This window comes from Anaerolinea thermolimosa, assembly GCF_001050195.2.
Classification (GTDB): domain Bacteria; phylum Chloroflexota; class Anaerolineae; order Anaerolineales; family Anaerolineaceae; genus Anaerolinea; species Anaerolinea thermolimosa.
Map to the genome: position 1 here is coordinate 1569153 of NZ_DF967965.1, position 20999 is coordinate 1590151.

Consider the following 20999-nt stretch of genomic DNA (forward strand, 5'->3'; position numbering starts at 1 on the left):
TACATCCACCCATCCTCACCATCATCAGGACAAAAGAACACCGCTCGATCTGACTGGCTGTAGGTTGGCTTACCCTTTCAACTAATTTCCGCCACTCTTCTCCACGCAAACTCGCAAGCTGTGGAAGTACCCGAAGGGGAAAAAGTAACTCAGTGTCCGGATTATACATCCAATCACCTCACATACTCAAAACCAAACACCTCAACCATTCTCATCATGGAGCAGCCTTTTTTGCGGCTTTGGCTTCTCGCTCTGCGGTTTCCCTGGCAAAATTCGCTGGCCGAATCTTTGCATAATATGAGGCTGGTTTACTCAATTTATTCAAGTCGAAAATATGCTCCTTAAAGCGATCGTAGGATGCAATTTCATAGTTATGATCCATTTTAATCGCATCAAATGGGCAATACTCAGCACAATAACCACAATTCATGCAGATATCTACATCAATATAAAATTCAGCAGGGGCCGGCACAGGCTTACCCGTCACAGGGTCATTTGTGCGCACAATCCAAATACACTGCGGAGGGCAAACTTTGGCACAAATACCACACGAAGTGCAACGTAAAGCCCTTTCTCCATTTTCCCCCTCATCATATACAAGAAAAGGAATATACCGGAATTCTTCCGGTACCGGTAGCTTTTCTTCGGGGTACTGGATTGAGAAAATACCTTTGGCTTCTATCGATGCACGCTGACGAATGCCCTCCTCGGTAAAGTAGCGCTTTTTTCCAGCTTTAAAATCTTCCAGATACGTATCGATAAAGTGCCGGAATGTGACCGCTAAACCTTTTAAGACACCCATTCCATTCATATCACCTCCTATCGGTCCACTTCACCAAGCACAATATCGATCGATCCCAGAATAACCACCACATCTGCCACTTTGCCTCCTCGTGCCATTTCAGCGAGGGTATGCAGATTGATAAAAGAGGGAGCTCGCACATGGTATCGCCAGGGATTGGGTTTCCCGTTTGATACCACATAAAACCCCAATTCTCCTTTGGGACCCTCCACCCGTCCATACGATTCCCCGGTAGGTACACGGACCTGCCATTGGGGTTTTCCAGAAATAACCGGGCCTTCAGGGATATCGCGCAACACCTGCTTAAGAATGCGTATACTCTGGCGAATCTCGTCTAGACGGATTAAGTACCGGTCGTAAATATCACCATGGTAACGCACAGCTACATCAAACTCAAAACGATCATAAATGCTGTATGGATCAGCCCGCCTTAGATCATAAGGCACCCCGGAAGCCCGTAATACAGGCCCTGTGGCTGACAATGCGATTGCCCGCTCAGCTGTTAACACACCTACTCCCTCACAACGGGTACGGACGATTTCGTTCTTCGTGAGGTATCGATCAATTTCATCTATTTTTCTGGGCAATCGATTTTCCACCAGATCCCGCACCCGCTCCAGCACCCCCTCAGGAAGATCGCGAGCCACCCCCCCAAAGCGGAAGTAATTACACATCATCCGCGAGCCTGAAACTGCCTCAAAAATATCCAGAATCAACTCCCGCTCTTCAAGTGCATAAAGCACTGGTGTGAAAAACGCCCCCAGATCATTTAATAAAAAGCCGACAGCGACTAAATGGCTCACGATTCTGGTTAATTCTGCCATCATCACCCGGATATATTCTGCTCTTTCAGGGGGCTTTATCCCCATTAGCTTTTCCACAGCCAGAGCATATCCAAAATTATTACTCATCGAGCTGATATAATCCAGCCGGTCAGTGAAAGGCATATTCTGAATCCAGGTACAACGTTCACCAATTTTCTCATGATTTCGATGGAGGTATCCAAAAACCGGCTTAAGATCCACAATGGTCTCACCATCCAGAACCACCACCATTCTGAATACCCCATGGGTCGACGGATGCTGAGGCCCAAGATTTACAATCAGGCGGTCAGTTTTAAGCTCTGATCCTGAATCCTCCAGGTACTTCCGTAAACCTCTGTAGAGAGCTTCGTCTCCGTCGGGCGTCCAACTTTCTGGATCAAATCCAGGAGGATATTGGACGTTATCATGAAGCGGAGCTACATCTTCCGCCCGTCGGACATGGCCCTCAGGCCACCGGCTTTTATACGGTTTGGCATCTTCTTCATAATAAGGTTCTTTCCAATCCTTGCGCAACGGATGTCCTTCGAAGCCTTCCCACATCAAAATTCGCCGTAAGTCCGGATGGCCCTCGAAACGAATCCCGAGCAAATCCCAGGCTTCTCTCTCCTGAAAATCCGCTCCAGGCCAGACTGGAACGACAGACGGCACTATCGGATCTTCCCGTGGAACCTGCACCTTGAAGACAAATGGCGCACCGCCGATCGTCTGAAGGGCGTGATAAACCACCTCCATCTTTCCATCAGGCAAATAATCCACTCCGGTCACCGATGATAGCAAATCATATCCAAGTTTGTCCCGTAGAAGGAAAGCAAACTCAATCAGGCGACTTACCGGGACAATGACACCTTCGTATCCCGGCCTGGAATCTGCTACCACCCAATCGGGCAGGAGATCACCATGCCTGGTTGTAAGCGTCGACTCATGGTCAGTCATGCAGCACCTCCCTGCCCAGCATCTTGGGTTGATTGATCTCCTTCGACGCCCTGAGCCTGTTCCTCTGCTAGCTTACGAGTGTATTCACGAATCTCTTCAAATTTAGCCGGGCTCATTAAGTCCGGCCCCAGTACGGGCACCGGAATCGGAGGAACAGGCCTGCGTGAGTACCAGCGAGAGGTTTTGATGGATTCTTTTTCAACTTTTTTCTGGAGAGTCATTAACCCGTGAAGCAACGCCTGCGGCGTAGGGGGGCATCCCGGAATATACACATCAACCGGTAAAAACTTGTCAATTCCAGAGACTACATTGTATCCTTCTTTGAAAGGGCCCCCTCCGGAGGCACAGGCTCCCATCGCGACAACATATTTGGGTTCTGGCATCTGGTTATATAAGCGCACAATCTGCGGAACCATCTTCTTTGTAACCGTTCCCGATACAATCATCACATCTGCCTGGCGTGGGCTGGGACGCATCACTTCCATTCCAAACCGCGAGAAGTCATAACGGCTGGCGGCAGTACAGATCATTTCTATGGCGCAACAGGCCAGACCAAACATCATCGGCCATAAGGAGTTCTTTCGGCTCCAATTATAGATTCGATCAATGGTCGTGATATTGACCTGCCCGCGCATTTCTGGGGGAATATCATATCCAGGTGAATCAAGCGTTTCGATTGGGTTCATTTTTTGATTCCTTGGGCCTGTATGTTGAATTCCATGTGTGCCAGTATTTCAATTTTTAATCAGCTATCGATAAACATAAAACCCTTTTGACTCATTGTAACATTAGCTAATGTACTGTCAAGTCGAATTTGCGCGAAAATAATTTTGCATAATTCACATGTGAAGTTATAATTAGTGCATGTCCTCCGAATCAACTCGAAGAGCCATTCTCTCTTACCTGGAGAATCACTCTTCCGTATCTTCACGAGAGATTGCGAGACAGTTTCAGATAACCGAGGCAGGGGCCCGATATCACCTCGGACAATTACGAAGGGAAGGCCTGGTGATAGAAAGCTCGCCTTTAACTGAAGAAACCACCAGACGAGGCCACCGATGTAAACGATATAGTCTTTCGTGGTCTCTTCGACCGCACAATCTGACCTGGTTAACCAATGGCTTATGGGAGTTCCTGATTAAAAACTCTCAAATTAACGAAAAAGACCTGATAAACTACCTGGCTCTGTTTTTTGGGTCGAATTTACAAAAACTGAAAAACAATGCGCATAAAAATAACCGCCTGGTTGAATTACTCAATCAGCATCATTACAAAGCCAGCTGGGAAGCCCGGCGTGAAGGACCTCGCTTCTTCTTCCGAAATTGCCCTTACTCAGTGATCTGGAAAGCTCATCCTGTTTTGTGTGAAATGGATCGCTATATACTGGAACAAACACTACAATTCACCATCTTGAAAATCTCAACCATCTTTCCACAGACTTCTGACAACCCCATCTGTATATTTCAAGCCCTTATGAGTGAGCCAAAGCCAATTGATAAATAATTGTCAACCGGGAATATCACCCATAGTTTTTATTGAATTCTTAACTTAACTGCTTGACTTTTAATCTTCCTCTTGCTACTATAAAATTGCCGAAGGTTAAGAACCTTCGGATAAAGGGAGCCCCGAGAAATTCGGTAAGCACTCATCGAGGCCTCAGTCATAAACCGATTAGGTTTTGTCAGTGGGCCGAAAGTAAATCGGCACCACAAAAGTGCAAAACTAAAAAGGGACTAGGCACTCAAAGGAATGAGAAAGCTGGACGGGTTACTTGGGGCCCCTGATTTTTAATTTTTACCAAAGAGAACTTCTGGTTTGAGGATACCTATAAAAGGTAAATTTCGATATCTTTCTCCATAATCCAATCCATATCCCACAATAAAATAATCTGGCATGTCAAACCCTTTATATCGAATTGGAATTTCAACCAGTCTGCGGCTGGTTTTATTCAATAAGGCACAAACCTCTAGAGAAGCTGGCCCACGTGCCTGAAGACTCCGCAGCAAATAATTCAGGGTTAATCCGGTATCCACAACGTCTTCTACAAAAATAACATGCCTATCCGTAATGGATAGATCCAGATCCTTGATCACTCGCACTACCCCCCGATCGCGTTCTTCACTGGAATAGCTGGATACTGCCATAAAATCGACTTCTACCACTATTGGTATCGCTCGCACCAGATCAGCCAGAAAACACATCACCCCTTTTAAGGCTCCAACGAGCAGAGGCTTTTTTCCGGCGTAATCTCGAGCAATTTCACTACCCAGATCGATCACACGCTGATGGATCTCCTCTTGGGTCAGAAACACTTCTTGAATGTCTCGACTGAGTTCTTGAAATTCAACCGGAATGTTTTTTTTCATCCTTACACATCCTGAGCATCTGAGCCAAGAATCCGTTCGGCCTCTTCGGTTAAACCGAAGCGTAGCATCATGTTCCTCAATTCGCGCCTTTTGAATAATTTGATATTAATCCCCGGGTATAACTCCCGAATGCGTTTTAACTTTCGGTTCTTTTTGGTAGTCAATTGAGGTCGAAGAGTCGTCAATTCCACGTATAAATTTTGCTCAGGAAGATAGAAATCTGGTGTAAATGCCTCAATGACATTCCCTGCTTCATCCCATTCCAGAGGGAAAGTACGCGGTTCGTACTCCCATCGAACCCCATAAAAATCTAAAATGCGCGCAAAAACTTCTTCGATGGGATGAACGAATTTCGCAGGAGGAGTAGTCGGGTTATTATTCAATCTCTATTTTCGTGAATGTGGCGAAAAAATGCGGCACAAATGATTTCAGCTGCATCCGTAGCAGCCAGATCCTGGGTATTGATAACCAGGTCGTAAAGGAGTGGATCATCAACATCCACATGGTAATAACGCCGAAGATAAACGGTGCGATTGTGATCGCTGGTCTCAACCATCGCCTGCGCCACTTCCAGAGGCAGCTTTTTTTCTTCCATGACTCGTTTCACCCTCAAAGATTTTGGGGCCACTACCCTGACATGGAGAAAATCTTTCACGTCCTGAAGAATCACCTGGCCAGCTCTACCAATAATAACCACATCACCTTCTTCAGCAAGCTCCCTCAAAACCTGTTTCACCGCCTGGTGGTATGCCTGCTGAGCACTCCGTGAAGGCCTTAACCCCATGATTCCTGATTCATCAATAGTGGCAAGAGCTACTTCTGGCACCCCGGCACGAATCGCCGCCTGGTTGATAAGGTCGCGCCAGACCAGCTTAAAACCCAACTTTTGAGCTGCCTCTGTGGCCACCTGTCTCCCAAGACTCCCCATCTGCCGAGAAATGGTGATTCCAGCCATAATTCCATTATAGTACGAACCCTACCTCTTTGTTTGAGCAGACTTCTACTCCAGATCGGGTAGGTCAGCCAGGTCAATTACCTCTCCGTTACAAAACAACATTGCTCGTTCAATAGAGTTACTTAATTCTCGGATATTTCCCGGCCAACGGTAAGACATTAATGCTTCCAGGGCACGAGAAGTTATATCCCGCACATTGAATCCCAGACGAGCATTATTCAACCGAATAAAAAAGCCCACCAGTTCCGGAATATCCTCCCTGCGTTCACGAAGAGGTGGCAGGTGAAGATCCACTACTTTTAATCGATAATACAGGTCTTCACGAAAATGCCCATCCCGAATCATGGTTTTTAAATCTCTATTCGATGCCGCAATCAGTTGTACATCCACTTTGATAAGCGTTGTTCCCCCTACTCGCCGGAAAGCTCTTTCTTCCAGAGCGCGGAGTAATTTGGCCTGAATATCCATTGGCATAGAACTGATTTCATCGAGGAACAGAATTCCACCATCCGCCACTTCCATGAGGCCATGCTTTCGCCGATCTGCTCCGGTAAACGCACCTGCTTCAAAACCAAAAAGTTCTGCTTCCAGCATGGTGGGTTGAATCGCAGCGCAATTAATCGCAATAAAGGGTTTGTTCGAACGCGGGCTGGATTGATGAATAAACTTTGCTAATACCTCTTTTCCCGTGCCAGTCTCACCGGTGATGAGAACAGAAACCGACGCCGTTGCCGCCTTTTGTGCCTGAGCGATCATCGTCTGCATCCTGGGGCTCTTCCCGATTACAAAATCGCATGTCTTTTGAATTTGACGCCAGTGTAACAATTCACGCCGCATGGTAACAATTTCACCGGCTCTTTCGATTGATTTCTCAAGCTGGCTGTATTGGATAGGTTTCGTTAAAAAATCATGCGCACCATTTCGCATCGCATCTACAGCCATTTCTATATCACCATAGGCTGTAACCAGGATGATCGGTGGACGGTAAACCATTCCGGTCGTTTCATAAAGAAGATTTGGACCATATCCATCGGGCAATTGGACATCGAGAAGGATCAGATCAGCCTTTCCTTTTTGAAGGTGCTCCTTGGCTTCTGCCAGGGAACCCACCCCAATCACTTCATATCCCTTTGAAGCCAGATAAGTTTCTGTATTCTTTCGAAAAGTCTCTTCATCATCCACAATTAATACCGTAAGGCTCATGATTCCTCTCCATTGTAAGCAAGTAAGGTGACCTCAAACATTGTCCCGCCAGGGAAAGAACTCACTTGAATACTTCCATGGTGCGCCGTAATAATACGTTTTGTAATCGCCAACCCCAGACCCGTTCCATTACTTTTTGTAGTCACAAAAGGCTCAAAGATCCGATCGCGGATTTCATCAGGAATACCCGGCCCGTCATCAGATACCGTAACAACCACCTGAGGCCGGTTGGGAAGCACATTTTTAGGGCCGATCCTCACGGCAAGATTTCCACCATTTTTACTCATCGCATCGGTGGCATTACTGATTAAGTTTGTAAACACCTGTTCCATGGCACGAGGATCAGCATATACCAGAGGAGTGTTGTTTTCAACATGAAAGAAAGGATGAATATTGACCTTCGAAAATCTCGGATGCCACCGTTCCAAAAGGCGCTTCAACAACAAAGCCAGATCGATCGCCTCGAATCTGTACTGGGTATTGCGCGAGAAATTTAAAACCGATTCCATCAAGTGGTTGAGACGGACACAATCATTCTGTAGACGGGTCAAGTGATCCTGATGTGGGTCATCTGCTGGAAGGGTCGCTGAGAGTAATTGCAACCCCGTATAAATATTATTGATTGGATTCCGTACTTCATGGGCGAAAACTGCAGTAACTTCTCCAAGAATTGCTCGCTGCTCCAATTGCTGACTGCGAATCCGAATTTCCTCATTCTCTGAAATATCCGTCACTAACACCACCAGAGCCACAACCTGATCTCCGTCACTCACCGGAATCGTTTGAATATGCGCCGGAAACAACTGCCCATGTCTTCGATGAAGAGACACATTTCCGATGTTGTGGGTGGGTATTCCCCTTGCTGCGGCCTCCAGTGCCGGAATGAGGCTATCCGGGCCGATTAATACCGTATCAGCTTTCTGAGACTTAACTTCCCATTCCGCATATCCAAGCATCCACTCGGCGGCGGGGTTCATAGCCGTAATTTCCATGGCCGGATTAAGGATCAATATTCCTTCCTGGGCATTTTCGGTTATCACCCGGAAGGTCTCTAAGGATTGATTGAGAGCTAACAAATCACACCGCAGATTTTCAACCAGTACATGATGTTCAATGAATCGGCTGATTTCTATCCCAAAAAGGTTCAAGGCGTCCATGATCCATGCCGCTGGTTTTTTACGATCAGCAACGACCAGTAAACCAAACAATTGTCCCGGTTGACCCAAAGGAGCAGTTCCTATGTATTGAAAGCCAAACTCATGACCGATTTGATGAAGATCCGAAATAAGTCTTTTTCCAGGTTGCCAGAGACCTACCCGCGCCAGCCTAGCTAAGCTTACAGAGGAAATATGGTCTGGGAAAATTTCCCCTTCAGAAGAACACTCCATGAACTTGGTCAGTCTGGGTTTTTCTGGATCAGCCTGATATAAACATAAAAACGGTGCATCCAACACCTCTGCCATCTTGACGCCCACTTTATGCAGCACTTCAATAAAATTTCCCTCCATGGCCGCTTCATCAAGAAGATCGATTACCTGGGTTACCTTTTCCATAGGTAACTCAGGTTCCGAACTGTTGTTAGGGGGTGGCAGGGTAAGGATAAATAGATAAAAACCGCTTCTTCCGTCCTTAATCTCTCTGGAAGTTAACTTTACTTTACATGCTTCTTGACCCTGTCTTAGCAGAATTACGTCCTTCTCGTTTGCCGCAGCGTAATCTTCATCAGAAATACCTGTAATGACCTTCGTTACTTTTTCTCTGGCAACTTCATTTGCCTCAAACTTCGAGAGTTTCAAAAAAGCCTGGTTGTATCTGTAAATAAGCCCATCTTTTTTACTCACCAGAAGTGCTGGCTTATCGATCAATTCCAGCACAGTATTAAACTCATTACCCCCCGGTAGATCATTCTGCCAGGGGATTCGAAACATTTTGTGAAACCAACCAAAATCAACCATGGGCCATTTAACCGGTCCTCCTTAAGTTAGCGGGCAGAATCCCCTCCATGGCTCGATATTTTGCCACAGTTCTCCGGGCTACTTCATACCCTCTCTCTGCCAGAAGTTGAACCAGCTCTGAATCGCTGAGTGGGCGGGCTTCCTGATGGATGATTTCCTTCAAAACCATTCTCGCACTAAGACTGCGGTCAAAAAAATCCGCCAGTGGAATGATCTTGCGATTGGGTAATTGAACCGATTTATTAGCTACCGCACGTGAAATGGTCGATTCATGAACCCCCAACACTTTTGCCAGGTAGGCCCGGGTGATCGGCCTGAGATATTTCTCTCCATAGAGAATAAAATCACGTTGTAGGGTGGCAATTTGTGCCATTAATCGCTGCATGGTGTGGTTTCGCTGTTGAAGGCATTTGATAAAAAGGGATGCCCGCTCCAGGTCTTCTTTCATACTTTCCTTGTTTTCATCTTCTGCCTGGCGAATCGCTTGCTTAAAGAGAGGGTTTACCCGTAAAGTCCCCCAGAGTGGAAACAAAATTTCCACCACAAGTTGACTATCAGGCTCACCGGTTAACCGACTAATGATGATGTCAGGGCGATAAAATATTTGCGTCTGCGGTCCAGAAGGTTCTCGAATATCCCCCCAAGAGGACCTTCCCGGAAAGGGATTAAGGTTTTCCGCAATAAACCTTGCACACTCCCTCACGGCCTCGTCCGCCATACCCAGAGATTTAGCAAGCTCGTGATATTGTCTGCGGCTTAAATAATCCATCCCATCCCGAATGACCCGTTCTAGATTTTCGGGTACATGGCGGCTTTCACGCAACACATCAACCTGAACCAGCAACGCTTCCGTAGTACTGCAAGACCCCACACCCAGGGGGTCTGCTCGTTGAATAATTTTTTGTACCCCAAATACCCGTGTCAAAGGCACGTGCAAGTATGCCGCTACTTCTTCAAGTGAGACCGTGAGTAGACCATCTTCATCCAGATGTGTTAATAGAAACGCGGCAATCCCACGGTCTTCCACGGATACATCGGGAGCTACTTGCCGAAATACATAGGTAGCCAGGTCTTCAGTGGATGCAGAACCTGTGTCCTCATAATCATCTTTTTCTTCCACATCCCCAAAGCCTGAGACAACATCTCGGGTAGAAACAAAGACGATGGGATCATCCTCACTTTTCAAAGAAGGCCGACTACAAACAGGACATACCCCCCCATTACGCAACAGACGGCGACAGGTTGGACAGCGAATTTCATCCACCAATTCCAACGCCGGATTGGAGGCTAACTCGGCCTCAATCTGTTGTTGAAGCTCACCCGATGTAAGGCTCAATAATGTCATCGTCTGAGCCAGATGTGCCGTGGTCAATGGGCGAATGGTGTGAACAGGTAGATGCTGGAACATGTCAGTCGATCCTTGAAAACAGTATAGCCTTGGTTAAAAAATGTTGCAAGTTCTGTGCCACCCCTTTTGATGGTAAAATCAAATTCCAATGGAAGAATTAATCGTAATTGGAGGCGGATTAGCTGGAAGCGAAGCTGCATGGCAGGCGGCCATACGAGGGATGAAGGTGCGACTCTACGAAATGCGTCCCTCTAAACCAACCGGCGCTCATGTCAGTGGAAATCTGGCCGAACTCGTCTGCTCAAACTCACTTGGATCCAACCTTCAAGACCGTGCTTCAGGTTTACTTAAAGAGGAGCTACGCCGGCTAGGGTCTTTGCTTCTGCAGATCGCGGAAACAACCAGCATCCCTGCCGGATCTGCTTTAGCCGTTGATCGGGAAGCATTCTCTCAAAAAGTTACCGAGGTCATCGCCAGTCACCCAATGATCACTCTCGTCCGTGAGGAGGTCCTTGAAATACCATCCTCACTGACGGTGATTGCGTCAGGCCCTCTCACCTCTCCTGGCCTGAGTCAGTCCATTCAGATGATCACAGGGCAGGAGCACCTTTTCTTTTTTGATGCCATCGCCCCGGTTGTTCGAGCTGATACCATCAATATGGAAAAAGCCTTCAGAGCGTCTCGATACGGCAAAACCGAACAACCTGAGGGAGATTATATTAACTGCCCGCTGACTCGCGAAGAATATGAACATTTTGTTACAGAATTAATTCATGCAGAGAGGATTCCCCTGCGTGACTTTGAAACTCCTATCCTGGAAGGGGTACGTGCCGGGGCTTTTTTTGAGGGTTGCCTGCCTGTTGAAGTAATCGCATCGCGGGGATTGCAAGCTCTGGCATTCGGCCCCATGAGACCTGTTGGCCTCAGAGATCCCCATACAGGCCGGAGGCCTTATGCTGTAGTTCAGCTACGCCAGGATAACCTGGCTGGCACCCTGTATAATATGGTTGGATTCCAAACCAATCTGCTTTACCAGGAACAAAAACGCGTTTTCCGTCTGATCCCGGGGCTTGAATCGGCTGAGTTTGAACGCTTCGGACAAATGCACCGGAATACCTTTCTTGCTTCACCTGTTTTATTGCATTCCACCTTACAATTAAAGTCTCAAGAAAATATTCTCTTTGCCGGCCAAATTACCGGCGTCGAAGGATATATGGGTAACATCGCCACGGGGCTTCTCGCCGGCATCAATGCTGCCCGCCTTGCTCGCAGCCTCCCCCCGGTGACTCCTCCGCCGACGACCATGATTGGGGCGTTATGTCATTACATAACCCATGCCTCTCTGAAAGACTTTCAACCCATGAAAGCCAATTTCGGTATCCTTTCCCCTCTACCAGACCTGGAACACGATAAACGGAAACGGTCAATGCAATATGTCTCTCGTGCACTGACCGACCTTGAACTCTGGATAAATGCTCATGACCTCATCCCACCCATTCACGCATTCGGGTAGCCCGTTCAGGAAATCTCGCATTTTACTTTTCTTTACCCTCCTGGTCGGGGCTATCATTCTGGTAAGCTTCCTCTGGCCATTGCTCAAACCAGTTCGATTCGATGGGAAACAAGCCTACCAACATGTGCTTGCCCAGGTGCAAATGGGGCCGCGTATACCCGGTAGCCCCGCACACCATGCCGCGGTGAAGTATATAACCTCTCAGCTGCAGCGCCATCATTGGGAAGTGTTGCTACAAGAAACCACAATTTCCGGCATTCCGGTTATCAACATCATTGCCCACCGTGGTTCCTTATCTCCCCGGCTCATCCTGGGAGCTCATTACGATACCCGGCAACTGGCAGATCAGGATGAAAATCCCGATCAGCGTAATCAACCCGTCCCAGGCGCCAATGACGGTGCCTCTGGAGTAGCTGTACTCCTGGAAATTGCCCGCGTTCTTCCCAAAGAAACCAAAGACATCAACCTGGTTTTTTTCGATGTTGAAGATCAGGGAGAGATCAATGGCCTCCCCTGGATCATTGGATCTTCTTATTACGCTCAGCAATTAACCGTTCTCCCCGAAGCAGTAATCATCATAGATATGATTGGTGACGCTGACCAACAAATTTATTTCGAGCGCAATTCCGATACCAAGTTACAGGAAGAAATCTGGCAGATTGCAGCTGACCTGGGTTTTTCTAGTCGCTTCCTCCCCTACCCCAGGTTCAGTATGCTAGACGATCACACCCCCTTCTTACAGCGTGGGATTGCTGCAGTTGACATCATTGACTTTGACTATCCTTACTGGCACAAAACTTCAGATACTCCCGATAAAGTCTCTCCAGAAAGCCTTGCCGCCGTTGGGCGCGTCCTTGTACAATGGATCCACCAGAGGGGGTGGTAAAATAGTATTAAACAGGGTACCTATTGTTTAATTCAAAGATGCAAGAGCCTGAATTGCTTCGCAATCTACAACCCATCTGGTTGAGCCGCGCAACTGAAGCCATGGCGCGGTCCTTGAATATTCGTGATGATCTCCGTGCTCAACTCGAACGGTTTTTCTTTCTTCTCACTCAGGCTGTAGAAACAGGCAATCCAGAATGGTTGGATCCAGTTCTGGATGAGTGGGCTTCATCCCTCACCCAGACTGACCTGGAAGCCAGAGAAAGCAACCTTTTGAGCTTTATTCGAGAAATAATGCAACGAACCATCGATGTATGCCGGCAGACTCTCCACGAAGAACAGGCTCTTTCTTTGATTGTGGATATCATCCCACATCTGACTTATTGTTATGAAAAAGCTGCTCAGGCGGAGATTCAGGTGAGGGTATCCTATGTATCCAACCAGTTAAAACAGGTACAACAAACTCTGGAGCGGTTAGACCGTAGTAAATCCGATTTCATTGCCGTAGCTGCCCATGAGTTGAAGACTCCTCTTACTCTGGTAGAAGGGTATGCAGCTATGCTTCGAGAAGTGCTGAACAAAAAAGAGCTTTCTCCTTACGAGCAGGAATTATTAAATGGGATCAGCACTGGCACAAAACGCTTGAAACTCATTATTGACGATATGATTGATGTTTCAATGATCGACAATAACTTACTCTCCCTGAATTTCCAACCTGTCTGGGTAAACCGTTTATTGTCGGTGATTAAAAACGAGCTGGAACCCTTCATCAAAGAACGCCATCAGACCCTTGAGATATATGATTTTCCCGGGAGTTCCGAAATGACCTTTGGAGACCCCGAACGTTTATTACAGGTGCTACGAAATGTACTCACCAACGCTATGAAATACACCCCCGATGGAGGAAAAATCACCGTCGATGGCCGCCTGTTGCCGGGGTTTATCGAGGTCGTTGTTAACGACACAGGAATTGGCATTGCCCCGGAAGACCAGTTACTCATTTTTGATAAATTTGCTCGCCTTGGCAACAGCGACCTTCACTCCAGCGGAAAAACCAAATTCAAAGGGGGTGGCCCGGGGCTTGGTCTGCACATTGCCCGCGGAATCATCGAGTCTCACGGCGGGGCGATTTGGGTTGAATCACCCGGCTATGATGAAGAAAAATTACCCGGGTCAACCTTCCACATTCTCATCCCACATCGCCGAGAGCCGCCCGACGAGAAATTAGCCCGTTTACTGGCGCCGGTCATTGGAGCCGCCTGATTTCATTAAGGATTGGATATGAACGAGTACGAAAATTACACCTTTATACAGCCTGCAGATAGAATTGCCTCTTTCAAACCGTACTTCTTTGCCAGCCTGAATCAAAAGATCGCTCAATTACGTGCGCAAGGCATGGATGTCATCCGATTGGATATGGGGTCTCCCGATCTGCCTCCAGCCGACTTTATCATTGATGCGTTGATCCAGTCCGCTCGTCGCCCCGATACTCACGGCTACTCACCCAATGGCGGCACACCAGCCTTTCGAAAAGCAGTGGCTGAGTACTACCTGAATCGATTCGATGTCTCTCTCGATCCACAAAAAGAGGTGCTCGCACTCGTCGGTTCTAAAGAAGGTCTTTTTAATCTGAGTCAGGTCTTGTTGAATCCTGGTGACATCTCACTGGTACCAGATCCCGGGTATCCCGTATATGCTGCTGGTAGTATGATCGCTGGTGCCGAAGTATATCCCATGCCCCTGCTCAAGGAAAACGGGTTTTTACCTGATTTAGATGCCATTCCCCCTGAGGTTGCCAGGCGAGCAAAAATCCTCTGGTTGAATTATCCCAATAATCCAACCGGGGCAGTGGCAACGTATGACTTCTACATGAAAGTAATAGAATTTGCGCACAGATATCAGGTATTGGTGGCCAGTGATGCGCCCTATACAGATATTTGTTTTGAAGGATATCGTGCCCCTAGTATTCTGCAAATCCCCGGTGCCCGAGAAGTTACCGTAGAGTTCAACTCCCTTTCCAAGACTTATAATATGGCAGGTTGGCGCCTGGGAATGGCGGTTGGGAACGCCAGAGTCATTTCATACCTTCATACGTATAAAAGCCAATCGGATTCATCTCAATTCCAGGCAATTCTCGATGCCGGAACTGTAGCCCTCACTGGAGATCAATCCTGGATCGAACAACGGAACGACATTTACCGCCAGCGCCGAGACATTGTTGTCCAGGGTTTGAGGGAGGCTGGCTTTACGGTTGACATTCCTCCTGCCGCCATTTATGTCTGGGCAAAATTACCCCCTGGTCATAACGATAGCACAGATTTCTGCACTCGCCTTTTAGAATCAACCGGCGTATCCGTCACACCGGGGATTGTTTATGGAGCTCACGGGGAAGGGTACCTGCGTGTATCCCTGGGCACAGATACCGAACTCATCCAGAAAGCAATGGAGCGAATTAAAGGCTGGATTAAGGAATAACCATGGCTAAAAAAATCGCGGAACCGACCCTTCCTCCCAAAGAACGCGCTTTTCTGGTAGGTGTAGAACTCAGAAATGAACCTTCTCTCCTTTCACTGGAGGATTCATTAACCGAGCTGGCTTTACTTGCGAAGACCGCAGGGCTTGAAGTGGTCGGTATGACCAGCCAAAAGTTAGATGCTCCTAATCCCAATACTTTTATAGGACCTGGGAAAGTGGAAGAAATCAAAGCCCTGGTGGAAGAAACGCTCGCTCAGGTAGTTGTTTTTGATAACGAATTATCACCCCGTCACCTCCGTGAACTGGAAGAGCGTTTCGGTGAAAACGTCCGGATTCTGGATCGCACGGCTCTCATCCTCGATATTTTCGCTCAACATGCCAGCACTCGGGAAGGTATTCTTCAGGTAGAACTGGCTCAATACGAATATCGTTTGCCACGTCTCACCCGTGCCTGGACGCACCTGGCCCGGCAAACTGGTGGTGGGGGAGGGCGAACCGGTAGCACGGGTGGAGTTGGCCTGCGTGGTCCAGGTGAAACCCAGCTTGAAGTAGACCGCCGGGAAATTCGAAAACGGATTGCCAGCTTGAAAAGCGAGCTGGAGAAAGTACGTGCACATCGAAGCCGATATCGCTCTCAGCGTCAGCGATCTCAGATTCCAACCGTGGCTCTTGTGGGGTACACCAATGCCGGTAAATCTACCCTGCTCAATCGCCTTGCCAGAGCTGATGTTTTGGTGGCCGATCAACTCTTCGCAACCCTCGATCCCACTACCCGGCGGGTTGAACTTCCCGGAGGAAATTGGGCTCTTTTTACCGATACAGTTGGGTTTATCCAGAAACTCCCAACCCAGTTAGTGGCCGCTTTCCGGGCCACCCTGGAAGAAATTGCCGAAGCCGATTTACTTCTTCACGTCGTGGATATTACTCACCCCAATGCCTTGCAACAGGCTCAGGCTGTGCACCAGACGCTAACAGAGATTGATGCCAGTCACATTCCCACGATCACTGTGCTCAACAAGGTTGATCAATTCCCTGATCCTCAGGCAGCAGCGCAAACACTTTATGGTTTACCCGGCCCCATTGTTGCCATCTCTGCATTAACCGGGCAGGGTATCCCGGAACTACTTTCGACGGTTTCACGAGAACTCTTCGAAGTGTACATACCTGTCAGAGTCAAATTGCCCTATCAGCAAGGAAACCTGATTTCAATTTTCCATGATCAGGGTAAAGTGTCCCGGGTAGAACATGTGCGGGGCGGAGTATGGATTGAAGGCAACCTTCCTGTCCGGCTCCTCGCAAGGTTTCAGCCCTTCATCAAAAACACCTCAAACGATGCCAGTGAAGAAGTTGGAGAAATCATCGAAACATGATTGATCAGTTCAACCGTTTTTTAGACTGGTTCTCAAATTTTTTCGCCCACCGGAAGGGTTTACTCCCCCTTCTCGGAATAGTTTTTGTTGTGATCAATCTCTTTCTAAAAATTTTCTCCGTTGGCTGGTTCGCTGCTACCGACTTTTTCCTGCATCTGGGTGTGATCCTGGCAATCCTTGGCTTCATGATCGCCTGGGCTTTATAAACATAAAACCGCAGGTCTGTTCTGCGGTTTTATAGAGACGGTTGTGATTAATCCAGCGAATCCGGCTTACTTCTTCGCTTTTTCCACGCTTAAGACCTCACGGCCCTGGTAATGTCCACAGGAAGGGCACACTGTGTGAGGAGGTCGAAGCTCCCCACAGTTACTACACTGCACAAGGTTGAGTGGTTTCACTACATCCTGGCTGCGCCGTCGATCACGCCGGCCTTGGGAATGTTTTCTTTTCGGGTGCGGAACCATTCCAGATCTCCATTCTCTTTCAACAAAATGCCTCTCAATTAAAGCCGTGTAATTCTACCCTTTCCAGAAATAACCGTCAAGGTTTGATTATGTCATTTCTACCAGTTGGCGATTATCTTTCTCTAAAAAATGGTGGTTGGAGCAAAAAGGGAATTGACTCTCGAATTTGAATTATAGTATCTTCAGGTTATTGACACGTATAAATTAATCCGTTCTAAACCAGAATCATCCCTTGACTCGTCCCTGTCATTCGTTCACCTTTCACACGATTATGTTTCAGGATGCAGTGTGATGAAACGACCCACCCAGGTAGATGTAGCTAAATTAGCCGGTGTTTCCCGGGCAACCGTCTCCCTGGTTGTGAATGGATTGGCCGATGGAAAAGTCTCCATATCCGAAGAGACCCGCCTCAGGGTGCTTAAGGCTGTTGAGGAACTGGGATATGAACCTGATGTTCGCGCTCAAACGCTTCGCTCAGGCGACACCCGCACCATTCGAATGATTGCCATCGACATGTATAACCCCCATCATTGGGAATTTGCGGAGGGAGTTGAACAGGAATCCAGAGAGAACGGCTATAACATTCTGCTTTTCACCCGTTCCCTCGACCGTCCTTACATCCAAAGAATGATGAAGGACCTCATGGGACGACGGATCGAAGGGCTCATCCTATCAGGCAGGCTCATCGAATCCTCTGAGGACGTCCGAACCATCTTACCCTAGATTCAACGTCATCGGCTTCCGGTAGTTGAGGTCAACGAGTATCGTCCCGAGTATGACTTGAATTGCCTACTGCAACTAAAATATCCTCCAGGCTGGACGAAAAGCCATCCAATGGTGTTGGAACGAATGGCCAATTCCGAAAAGCTTTATCAACAGATTTATATCCCGGATTATTCGGGATTCTACCGGTCCAGCACCATCGTAACCTGCTTATTTTAATCTCACACAGAAAGGAGAAATCGCCCCGAAATAAAAACGACCGCCTTCTAACGAAACTTAGAGGATAATACAACTCTCGTCTCATCATAAAAGTTTAAAAAGGACCATTATGACTACCTCAAATCACAACACATCCTCGGACATCAGAATCACAAGAATTCGTTTTGAGCATTTACGAGAGGCTTTAGGAATTGGTGTTCCCCGACCACGCCTATCCTGGATGATCCAAACCGATCAACCCGATTGGGAACAATCAGCATATGAGATCGTATCCTTCTCATCCTCAGGTGAAATGCTTGAACAATCTGGAAAAATCACCTCACCCAATTCCGTTCTTGTTCCCTGGCCTTTTTCACCGTTAACCTCTCGCCAGCGAGTAGGGGTACGGATCCGCGTCTGGGGAAAAGATGGAAAGGTATCGGAGTGGAGTGATCTGGCATGGGTTGAAGCAGGCCTGCTCTCACCGGAGGATTGGAAAGCACAATTCATTCGGCCAGAGTGGGACGAAGATGCAACACAACCCCGCCCCGGCCCTCTGATGCGAAAGGAGTTTTCCCTCCCTGATAAGGTTCGGCAAGCACGCCTTTATATCACCGCTCTGGGTGTATACGAGGCAAGCCTGAATGGAAAGCGTGTTGGTGACCAGGTTATGCCTCCCGGCTGGACCAGTTATCATCATCGGCTTCGCTATCAGATTTATGATGTGACAGATCTACTCCAGGAAGGTGCCAATGCGATTGGGGTCATGCTTGGAGACGGATGGTTCCGCGGACGTCTGGGATTCGGTGGTGGCCGGGTGAATATCTATGGTGAACACCTCGCTTTACTTGCCCAACTCGAAGCTGAATTGGAAAATGGTGAAAAAGTCTGGGTGACCTCGGATGAAACCTGGAAAGCTACCCGTGGGCCGATTCTTTATAACAATATCTACGATGGAGAAATATATGATGCTCGCTTAGAGCCAGAAGGGTGGAAAGAGCCCGGGTTCAACGATCATGATTGGGGCGGGGTAATTAAGACTGACTGGGATTACCATACCCTTTTTGCCCCATTAGAACCACCTGTGCGGCGAACCGAGATCCTGAAGCCGAAGAAAATTTTCCTCTCCCCTTCCGGAAAAACCCTGGTAGATTTTGGCCAAAACCTGGTGGGGCGAATAAACATTACCGTTAGAGGAACTGCCGGAACAACCATTACATTACGCCATGCAGAAGTCCTCGAAAACGGAGAACTGGCAACTCGACCATTACGCCACGCCAAAGCGACAGATCAGTACATTCTAAAGGGAGAAAGCATAGAAACCTGGGAACCAAGGTTTACTTTCCATGGTTTTCGGTATGCCGAGGTCACCGGATGGCCGGGCGAACTCAAACCCGAAGATTTACATGCAGTGGTTTGTTATTCCGATATGGAACGTACCGGGTGGTTCGAATGCTCTGACCCACTAATTAATCGGCTACACGAAAATGTGATCTGGAGCATGCGCGGGAATTTCTTCTACATCCCTACAGATTGTCCGCAGAGAGATGAACGTCTGGGTTGGACGGGCGACATTCAGGTATTTTCACCCACTGCCTCTTTCCTTTACGATTCAGCTGGTTTTCTTACTTCCTGGCTTGCAGACCTGGCTGCAGAGCAAAAAGAAACTGGCGTCGTTCCCTTCGTTGTTCCTACCATTATGGAACATCCCACCCCACCGGCTGCAGCCTGGGGAGACGCAGCCGTGTTCATTCCCTGGGTCCTCTATCAGCGATTTGGTGATGAAAAAATCCTCTCTGATCAGTTTGAGAGTATGCGGGCCTGGGTTGATCTCATCGAAAAAATTGCCGGGGAGTCCCGCTTGTGGGATAAAGGCTTCCAATTTGGAGATTGGCTCGATCCCGCTGCTCCACCGGATAGACCTGGCGACGCCCGCACCCCTGGCTTTATCGTGGCAACCGCTTATTTTGCACGTTCTTCAGAAATTGTCGGCCAGACCGCAAAAGTTCTTGGACTCATTGAGGAAGAAAAATATTATTTGAACTTAGCCGACGAAATCCGCAAAGCCTTCAATTGGGAATATGTTACTCCGTCAGGCAGGGTGTTGAGTGACTCGGCCACCGCATATGCATTGGCCTTACAGTTCGCCCTGTTACCCGAAGAAGCCCAGCGTCGCCGGGCTGGAGCCCGTCTTACCGAACTCGTTCGATCCAGTGGTTATCGGATCAGCACGGGATTTGTAGGTACTCCGCTCATCTGTGATGCCCTGTGCACCTACGGAGATCCGGAAGCAGCTTTCCGGTTAATCACCCAACGCGAATGTCCTTCCTGGTTGTACCCGGTTACCATGGGTGCAACAACCATTTGGGAGCGATGGGACAGCATGTTACCCGATGGTAGAGTAAATCCGGGAGAAATGACTTCCTTCAATCATTATGCCCTTGGAGCCGTCGCTGACCGGCTTCACCGTACTGTGGCCGGCCTGGCTCCAGCCGAACCAGGTTACCGCCGCATTGAAGTTCATCCCATTCTGGGAAGCCCTCTGAAACATGCTTCTGCTCGCCACCTTACCCCTTACGGAATGGCCAGCACCTCATGGATTCTGGAGGGAGAGACTCTCACGGTTGAGGTTGAAGTCCCACCAAACACTCGCGCACGTGTCATTTTGCCCGGGAAAGAAGAAGCCCCCCTGGAGGTCGGCTCTGGGAAACACACATGGAAGTATCCTTTTACTCCCAAAAAACACCCCCGTAAGCCCATCTCACTTGATAGCACAGTGGGAGAGTTAATTGATGACCCTGAGGCATTCTCATTGGCTCTGCAAGTTTTACGAAGCTATGGCACAGAGCTGGCAGATCATCTCCTGAGCCGTGAAGATATCAAATTATGCGACGCCGTTGGGTTCATGCCGCAGGCAAAATCCATCCTCGAAGATTTGCAGAAGGTTTTTGCTTCGTTGAATCGGTAAAATCTCACCCCTTTCTT

At 48.1% G+C, this 20999-nt stretch carries 19 protein-coding genes and 1 pseudogene; 9 read left to right on the plus strand and 11 right to left on the minus strand.

Translation table 11 applies throughout. The features are described 5' to 3' along the window. Positions 1–214: 214 nt before the first annotated feature. The 4 genes and pseudogenes from ATHL_RS07160 to ATHL_RS19565 form a co-directional block, all read right to left on the minus strand. Complete coding sequence (locus ATHL_RS07160) at positions 215–811, minus strand: 4Fe-4S binding protein (RefSeq protein WP_062191514.1); 597 nt, start codon at positions 809–811, stop codon at positions 215–217. A gap of 8 nt (positions 812–819) precedes the next feature. Then, positions 820–1944 (minus strand): NADH-quinone oxidoreductase subunit D, encoded by a 1125-nt coding sequence (locus ATHL_RS19680; protein ID WP_062192352.1) that lies wholly within the window; start codon positions 1942–1944, stop codon positions 820–822. Positions 1945–2130: 186 nt separating this feature from the next. Further along, positions 2131–2559, minus strand: a pseudogene (locus tag ATHL_RS19685) (NADH-quinone oxidoreductase subunit C); the annotation flags it as partial. Then, a complete protein-coding gene (locus ATHL_RS19565; RefSeq protein ID WP_201798007.1) occupies positions 2556–3194 on the minus strand; it encodes an NADH-quinone oxidoreductase subunit B in 639 nt (212 codons plus the stop codon). The pseudogene ATHL_RS19685 and the gene ATHL_RS19565, both read right to left, overlap by 4 nt. Positions 3195–3423: 229 nt before the next feature. Here ATHL_RS19565 and ATHL_RS07175 point away from each other — a divergent pair, with 229 nt between their 5' ends. Next, on the plus strand, positions 3424–4062 hold the full coding sequence (locus ATHL_RS07175) for a helix-turn-helix transcriptional regulator (protein ID WP_084001251.1): 639 nt from the start codon (positions 3424–3426) through the stop codon (positions 4060–4062). Positions 4063–4346: 284 nt separating this feature from the next. Here the strand turns inward: ATHL_RS07175 and hpt are convergent, their stop codons facing one another. From hpt to ATHL_RS07205, 6 genes are read right to left on the minus strand one after another with little or no spacing between them, the layout of a single operon-like run. Further along, positions 4347–4925, minus strand: coding sequence for a hypoxanthine phosphoribosyltransferase (hpt, locus tag ATHL_RS07180; RefSeq protein WP_062191526.1), 579 nt, complete (start codon positions 4923–4925; stop codon positions 4347–4349). 2 nt (positions 4926–4927) lie between these two features. Then, the gene (locus ATHL_RS07185) at positions 4928–5308 is read right to left on the minus strand and encodes a PDDEXK family nuclease (RefSeq protein ID WP_062191529.1); all 381 of its coding nucleotides are present in this window, start codon (positions 5306–5308) and stop codon (positions 4928–4930) included. Further along, entirely contained in the window at positions 5305–5880 is a 576-nt protein-coding gene (locus ATHL_RS07190; protein WP_062191532.1) for a cytidylate kinase-like family protein, read from the minus strand. Before ATHL_RS07190 ends, ATHL_RS07185 begins: the two co-directional genes overlap by 4 nt. A gap of 45 nt (positions 5881–5925) precedes the next feature. Beyond that, positions 5926–7083: a sigma-54-dependent transcriptional regulator gene (locus ATHL_RS07195; RefSeq protein ID WP_062191535.1), complete on the minus strand. Its 1158-nt coding sequence runs from the start codon at positions 7081–7083 to the stop codon at positions 5926–5928. Continuing rightward, the gene (locus tag ATHL_RS07200) at positions 7080–9038 is read right to left on the minus strand and encodes a two-component system sensor histidine kinase NtrB (RefSeq protein WP_062191538.1); all 1959 of its coding nucleotides are present in this window, start codon (positions 9036–9038) and stop codon (positions 7080–7082) included. Before ATHL_RS07200 ends, ATHL_RS07195 begins: the two co-directional genes overlap by 4 nt. A gap of 7 nt (positions 9039–9045) precedes the next feature. Beyond that, complete coding sequence (locus tag ATHL_RS07205) at positions 9046–10446, minus strand: RNA polymerase factor sigma-54 (protein WP_062191541.1); 1401 nt, start codon at positions 10444–10446, stop codon at positions 9046–9048. 88 nt (positions 10447–10534) lie between these two features. Here ATHL_RS07205 and trmFO point away from each other — a divergent pair, with 88 nt between their 5' ends. From trmFO to ATHL_RS07235, 6 genes are read left to right on the plus strand one after another with little or no spacing between them, the layout of a single operon-like run. Further along, positions 10535–11899, plus strand: a complete 1365-nt coding sequence (gene trmFO / locus ATHL_RS07210; protein WP_062191544.1) for a methylenetetrahydrofolate--tRNA-(uracil(54)-C(5))-methyltransferase (FADH(2)-oxidizing) TrmFO — start codon at positions 10535–10537, stop codon at positions 11897–11899. Further along, positions 11865–12785: a M28 family peptidase gene (locus ATHL_RS07215; RefSeq protein ID WP_062191547.1), complete on the plus strand. Its 921-nt coding sequence runs from the start codon at positions 11865–11867 to the stop codon at positions 12783–12785. The genes trmFO and ATHL_RS07215 overlap by 35 nt, the downstream gene beginning before the upstream one ends. Before the next feature lie 38 nt (positions 12786–12823). Further along, positions 12824–14047 (plus strand): sensor histidine kinase, encoded by a 1224-nt coding sequence (locus ATHL_RS07220; protein ID WP_062191550.1) that lies wholly within the window; start codon positions 12824–12826, stop codon positions 14045–14047. 18 nt (positions 14048–14065) lie between these two features. Next, positions 14066–15259 carry an LL-diaminopimelate aminotransferase gene (locus ATHL_RS07225; protein WP_062191553.1) on the plus strand — a complete coding sequence of 398 codons (1194 nt, stop codon included), beginning with the start codon at positions 14066–14068 and terminating at the stop codon, positions 15257–15259. A gap of 2 nt (positions 15260–15261) precedes the next feature. After that, entirely contained in the window at positions 15262–16629 is a 1368-nt protein-coding gene (gene hflX / locus ATHL_RS07230) for a GTPase HflX (protein ID WP_062191556.1), read from the plus strand. Next, positions 16626–16835 (plus strand): hypothetical protein, encoded by a 210-nt coding sequence (locus ATHL_RS07235; RefSeq protein WP_062191559.1) that lies wholly within the window; start codon positions 16626–16628, stop codon positions 16833–16835. The genes hflX and ATHL_RS07235 overlap by 4 nt, the downstream gene beginning before the upstream one ends. A 66-nt stretch (positions 16836–16901) precedes the next feature. Here ATHL_RS07235 and rpmF read toward each other — a convergent pair whose 3' ends face one another. Further along, a complete protein-coding gene (gene rpmF / locus ATHL_RS07240; protein ID WP_084001253.1) occupies positions 16902–17093 on the minus strand; it encodes a 50S ribosomal protein L32 in 192 nt (63 codons plus the stop codon). Between the two features lie 291 nt (positions 17094–17384). On the opposite strand from rpmF, the gene ATHL_RS07245 reads away from it, so the two are divergent. Both ATHL_RS07245 and ATHL_RS07250 read left to right on the plus strand, forming a co-directional pair. Continuing rightward, the gene (locus ATHL_RS07245; RefSeq protein ID WP_062191562.1) at positions 17385–17816 is read left to right on the plus strand and encodes a LacI family DNA-binding transcriptional regulator; all 432 of its coding nucleotides are present in this window, start codon (positions 17385–17387) and stop codon (positions 17814–17816) included. Positions 17817–18144: 328 nt separating this feature from the next. Beyond that, positions 18145–20982 carry an alpha-L-rhamnosidase gene (locus ATHL_RS07250; protein ID WP_062191565.1) on the plus strand — a complete coding sequence of 946 codons (2838 nt, stop codon included), beginning with the start codon at positions 18145–18147 and terminating at the stop codon, positions 20980–20982. Positions 20983–20999: the final 17 nt, after the last annotated feature.

Coding starts and splice junctions, on each gene's coding strand:
- ATHL_RS07160 (WP_062191514.1), bottom strand. CDS start 811: ATGAATGGAATGGGTGTCTTAAAAGGTTTAGCGGTCACATTCCGGCAC.
- ATHL_RS19565 (WP_201798007.1), bottom strand. CDS start 3,194: ATGCGCGGGCAGGTCAATATCACGACCATTGATCGAATCTATAATTGG.
- ATHL_RS07175 (WP_084001251.1), top strand. CDS start 3,424: ATGTCCTCCGAATCAACTCGAAGAGCCATTCTCTCTTACCTGGAGAAT.
- hpt (WP_062191526.1), bottom strand. CDS start 4,925: ATGAAAAAAAACATTCCGGTTGAATTTCAAGAACTCAGTCGAGACATT.
- ATHL_RS07190 (WP_062191532.1), bottom strand. CDS start 5,880: ATGGCTGGAATCACCATTTCTCGGCAGATGGGGAGTCTTGGGAGACAG.
- ATHL_RS07195 (WP_062191535.1), bottom strand. CDS start 7,083: ATGAGCCTTACGGTATTAATTGTGGATGATGAAGAGACTTTTCGAAAG.
- ATHL_RS07200 (WP_062191538.1), bottom strand. CDS start 9,038: ATGGTTGATTTTGGTTGGTTTCACAAAATGTTTCGAATCCCCTGGCAG.
- ATHL_RS07205 (WP_062191541.1), bottom strand. CDS start 10,446: ATGTTCCAGCATCTACCTGTTCACACCATTCGCCCATTGACCACGGCA.
- trmFO (WP_062191544.1), top strand. CDS start 10,535: ATGGAAGAATTAATCGTAATTGGAGGCGGATTAGCTGGAAGCGAAGCT.
- ATHL_RS07215 (WP_062191547.1), top strand. CDS start 11,865: ATGACCTCATCCCACCCATTCACGCATTCGGGTAGCCCGTTCAGGAAA.
- ATHL_RS07220 (WP_062191550.1), top strand. CDS start 12,824: ATGCAAGAGCCTGAATTGCTTCGCAATCTACAACCCATCTGGTTGAGC.
- ATHL_RS07225 (WP_062191553.1), top strand. CDS start 14,066: ATGAACGAGTACGAAAATTACACCTTTATACAGCCTGCAGATAGAATT.
- hflX (WP_062191556.1), top strand. CDS start 15,262: ATGGCTAAAAAAATCGCGGAACCGACCCTTCCTCCCAAAGAACGCGCT.
- ATHL_RS07235 (WP_062191559.1), top strand. CDS start 16,626: ATGATTGATCAGTTCAACCGTTTTTTAGACTGGTTCTCAAATTTTTTC.
- rpmF (WP_084001253.1), bottom strand. CDS start 17,093: ATGGTTCCGCACCCGAAAAGAAAACATTCCCAAGGCCGGCGTGATCGA.
- ATHL_RS07245 (WP_062191562.1), top strand. CDS start 17,385: ATGAAACGACCCACCCAGGTAGATGTAGCTAAATTAGCCGGTGTTTCC.
- ATHL_RS07250 (WP_062191565.1), top strand. CDS start 18,145: ATGACTACCTCAAATCACAACACATCCTCGGACATCAGAATCACAAGA.